At 73.1% G+C, this 4,187-nt stretch carries 4 protein-coding genes and 1 pseudogene; 3 read left to right on the top strand and 2 right to left on the bottom strand.

Annotated features, from left to right (window positions below):
- Both ACIQI7_RS38890 and ACIQI7_RS38885 read right to left on the bottom strand, forming a co-directional pair.
- A pseudogene (locus ACIQI7_RS38890) lies at positions 1-126 on the bottom strand (electron transfer flavoprotein subunit beta); the annotation flags it as partial.
- 288 nt (positions 127-414) lie between these two features.
- Complete coding sequence (locus tag ACIQI7_RS38885) at positions 415-741, bottom strand: thioredoxin family protein (RefSeq protein WP_401119590.1); 327 nt, start codon at positions 739-741, stop codon at positions 415-417.
- 293 nt (positions 742-1,034) lie between these two features.
- Between ACIQI7_RS38885 and ACIQI7_RS38880 the strand changes: the two genes are divergently transcribed.
- The 3 genes from ACIQI7_RS38880 (at position 1,035) to ACIQI7_RS38870 (ending at position 4,089) form a co-directional block, all read left to right on the top strand.
- On the top strand, positions 1,035-1,460 hold the full coding sequence (locus ACIQI7_RS38880; protein WP_401119588.1) for a DUF4395 domain-containing protein: 426 nt from the start codon (positions 1,035-1,037) through the stop codon (positions 1,458-1,460).
- A 223-nt stretch (positions 1,461-1,683) separates the two neighbouring features.
- Positions 1,684-2,454, top strand: coding sequence for a lysophospholipid acyltransferase family protein (locus ACIQI7_RS38875; RefSeq protein ID WP_401119586.1), 771 nt, complete (start codon positions 1,684-1,686; stop codon positions 2,452-2,454).
- Positions 2,455-2,628: 174 nt separating this feature from the next.
- Entirely contained in the window at positions 2,629-4,089 is a 1,461-nt protein-coding gene (locus ACIQI7_RS38870; RefSeq protein ID WP_401119584.1) for a TolB family protein, read from the top strand.
- Positions 4,090-4,187: the final 98 nt, after the last annotated feature.

Below are 4,187 nucleotides of genomic sequence, written 5' to 3'. Positions count from 1 at the left end.
GTACTCGTCGAGCTCCGACAGGAGGCCGTCCACACCCTCCCGGTCGGTGGTGTGGTCGTCCGCGAAACGACGGTCACCCGTCGCGTCCGGCACGTACTTCACACAGACAACGATCCTCAAGCTCACGGCCTTGTCTCCTGTACTGGTCTCGTCCGGCGGCTGCGGCGGTGCAAGCGGGCGCGAACACGGCACGCACCCGCTCCGGGCAGCGAATTCCCGTGCCGGTCCGGAACTTCCTGGCAGCATACTCGCCAGAGCGCAGTGGTCACTACTGGCCAGTAGCTTATGCCGTGCGGCTGCTCCCGCCGCCTGCGCCCATCCTGCCCCAGCCCGGCACCGACTCCACCCGACGGGGCGGAACAAGTGCGGCCGGATCGCTCACACCGGGGCTCCCACCGGGGACTCGCACCCGCCTCACACCACGCGGCCGAGCGCCGCGATCACGTCCACCCTGCGCGGCTGGCCCGCCGCCCGCCGCACCACCCGGCCCGCCCCGTCCAGCACCAGGACGGTCGGCGTCCGCCGGACCTCCAGCCGACGGACCAGCTCCAGCCGCTCCTCGGCGTCCACCTCGACGTGCTCGACCCCGTCGACCATCCCGGCCACCTCGGAGAGCACCCGCCGGGTGGCCCGACACGGCTGGCAGAACGCCGTCGAGAACTGCACCAGCGTCGCCCGCGCGCCGAGCGGCCCGCCCAGCTCGGCCTCCGTCAGCCGTACCGCCCCGTCCTCGGTGCTCAACCCCGACCCTCCCGTCGTTCCCGGCCCGCGTCGACCGGTCCCGGCCGCCGTCGAGCCACCACAACGCACACCGCGGGGCGACTCATCCCCCCAGTCTGCGGCAGCGCCGGCGGGGCCCGAAACCCGGTCGACCGCCGGGTCCGGGCCGCGTACGATCGGCCGGTGGACTCCGACTGTCGCCCAACGCCGCTTCCGGCCCGCCGACGCGTCATCGGCCCGGCCCGGGCCTCCGTCCACCGACGACGCTGACGCCCCACCGCTGCCGCTGCCCGTCGCGACCCCCGGAGCCCCCGTTGCAGACCGATACCCGCGGCCCCCGCTTAGCCGCAGCGCTCAGCTCGATCGTCCTCGCCGTCGTCCTGCGCACCGGCAACTGCCCCCTGCTGGCCGCCCAGACGCTGGTCTTCGCGCTCGGCGCCTTCGGCGGCCTGCGCCTGGCCCCCTACGTCCGGCTGTTCCAACTGCTGGTGCTCCCCCGGCTCGCGCCGCCCTCGGCGACCGAGGACGAACGGCCGCTCCGCTTCGACCAGGGCGTCCTCGCGGTGTTCGCCGCGGTCGGCGCCCTCGGCTACTGCGCCGACGTGACCTGGCTCGGCGTGCTGGCCGGCTCGGCCGCCCTCGCCGCCGCCTTCGGCAACGCCGCGTTCGGCTACTGCGTGGGCTGCGAGCTCTACCCGCTGGTCCGGCGCGCCCAGGGCCGCCTCACCGCCCGCGCCTGACCCGGGAGCTCGGAAAAGTTCCCGTTCGAATTCATCACGGACGTCACACCGCCAAAATTCGCTTGACCGCACGCCTCAGGTGACAGAGGGCACTCGTTCGGGGGATCATCTCCGTGAATCACCCGTGACCGCCGCGGCGTGCCGTGCTCCGGTCGGCACCGCCCGCGCAACGGAGCGGGTACCCGCCGAACCGGGCTCCGGCCCGTGGAAGTCAGGACTGACCGTGGCAGAGTTCGTGTACCCGCCGGTGATCGGCGCCGCACTCACCGCCTTCCGCGCGCTCGACGTGCGGATCAAGATCGTGGGCGCCGAACACATCCCCGCCAGGGGGGGAGCGGTCCTGGTCAGCAACCACATCAGTTACCTGGACTTCCTCTTCGCGGGCCTCGGCGCGTACCGCGGCGGCAAGCGCAAGACCCGCTTCATGGCCAAGGACGACGTCTTCAGGCATCGGATCTCCGGCCCGCTGATGCGCGGCATGAAGCACATCCCGGTGGACCGCACCGACGGCCAGCCCGCGTACGAGGCCGCCGTGCGCGCCCTCAAGTCCGGCGAGGTGGTGGGGGTGTTCCCCGAGGCGACCATCAGCCGCTCGTTCATGCTGAAGAAGTTCAAGACCGGCGCCGCCCGGATGGCCGCCGACTCCGGCGCCCCGCTGCTGCCCGTGGTGCTCTGGGGCACCCAGCAGCTCTGGACCAAGGGCCGCCCGAAGACCCTCACCAAGCGGCACGTCCCGGTCACCATCATGATCGGCGAACCGATCCACCTCGGGCCGGACGACAAGCCCGTGATGGTCACCCGGCGGCTGCGCGCCGCCATGAGCGAGATGCTCGACAAGGCCCAGCGCGAGTACCCCGGCAAGCCCTCCGGCCCGGACGACAGCTGGTGGCTGCCCGCCCACCTCGGCGGCACCGCGCCCACCCTGGAGGTCGCCGAGGCCGAGGACGAGGCGGAGTCCCTCGCCAAGGCCGAGCGCCGCGCCGCCCGGGACTGACTCCTCCGCTCCGTCCGCCGCACCTACTCCGTGCGATCGAGCGAGCGCGTTCCGTCGCGTGTCGCCCGGCCGTGGACGCCCCCGTCTGACACAGTGACAGCTCCTTTCAGGGGCCTTCGTCCTGAATCCGCGACGGGGGCACACGTCGGAGTGGTCGAAGGCTCGGAGGCGGAGATGGCACGGATCACCACCGGAACACGGCAGTCACCAACGGGCAGGGCCCGCACCCGCGCGAGCGCCGGTGCGGGCCTTCTGCTCCTGGGCACCCTGCTCACCGGCTGCGGGGCCGAACCCGGGGAGATCCCGCTCTCGGAGATCCGGCCGGAAGTCCCCAGCGCCACCCCCGAGGCGACACCCGCCGCGGCCCCCGGCGCGACCCCCGGTGTGATCGGCGCGGCCGCCGGAGCGCCCGCGACCGCCCTGCACAACGGTCTGATCGTCAGCCGCGCCTACACCGACGCCTCCCGCACCAGCAGCGCGATCGTCACCTTCGCCCCCGACGGCACCGGCCAGCACCAGGTCACCCAACCACCGGACCGCACCCTCGACGACCGCCCGGACTGGTCCCCCGACGGGACCACCATCGCCTTCGACCGCACCGACCCGCAGACCGGCGCCGCCCGGCTCTGGACCGTCCCCGCCGGCGGCGGCACCGAGCACCAGGTCAGCCCGCTGTGCGAGAGCGGCACCGCCGACTGCGCCAACGAGGACGAGCGCGCCCCCGCCTTCTCCCCGAACGGCAAGCAGGTCGCCTTCAGCCGTTCGTGGGGCGCCGTGGACGCGGCCGGCAGCCACCAGATCCAGTACTCGGACCTCTACCTGATGAGCCCCGAGGGCACCGACGTCCAGCGGCTCACCTTCCTCACCAACGACAAGCCCTACTCCGGCGCGGTCAGCAACCCCAGCTGGTCCCCCGACGGCAAGCAGCTGACCTTCGAGTACCGGACCAGCGCCACCGGGCAGCCCGCCAACAGCCGCGCCATCTACGTCGTCAACGCGGACGGCACCGGGCTGCGCCAGCTCACCCCCTGGGAACTGCGCGCCGGCGACCGGGCGGACTGGTCCCCCGACGGCACCCAGATCCTCTTCACCACCTACCCGGCCGGCCCCGACAACGCCCCCGGCGGCGGGATCTACACCGTCCACCCCGACGGCAGCGCCATCGGCGCCCTGACCCCCGCGCCCTCGGACGCCTTCTACGGCACGGCCGCCTACGCGCCGGACGGCAAGTCCATCGTCTTCGCCCAGGCCCCCGCGGGCGCCGGAGCCGACCTCTACAGCATGCGACCGGACGGTACGGGCGTCGTCCGTCTCACCGACAGCGCGGACAAGTGGCTCAGCCGGCCGGCCTGGGGAACGGCGGACGGCACGGCGGCTCCTGCCGAACAAGCTCAGGCCACGGCCCAGGCGTCGGCCGCCCCGTCGGAGCGGCCTTCCGACCAGCCCTCGGACCAGGCGTCGAGTCAGGCGTCGAGTCAGGCATCCGGTCAGGCGTCGGAGGCACCCCATGCGCCCCGGCCCGATGCCCAGAAGCCGGCCCAGGCCCAGGGACAGGGAGCCACCGAACAGCCCCGGCCCGGGACGCAGTCCGATTCCGAGTCCGACTCCGGAGCGGGCTCCGAGTCCGACGAATAGAGCGTCGGCCCGGAAACGCGAAGAACCCCCATCCGGGGTCCCGGATGGGGGTTCTTCAGCAATGATTGTTCGGCGGCGTCCTACTCTCCCACAGGGTC

The organism is Kitasatospora sp. NPDC092039 (assembly GCF_044756065.1).
In the GTDB taxonomy this organism is placed as follows: Bacteria; Actinomycetota; Actinomycetes; order Streptomycetales; family Streptomycetaceae; genus Kitasatospora.
The sequence above is the reverse complement of the archived record's forward strand: the minus strand, read 5'-3'. Positions and strand labels throughout refer to the sequence as shown.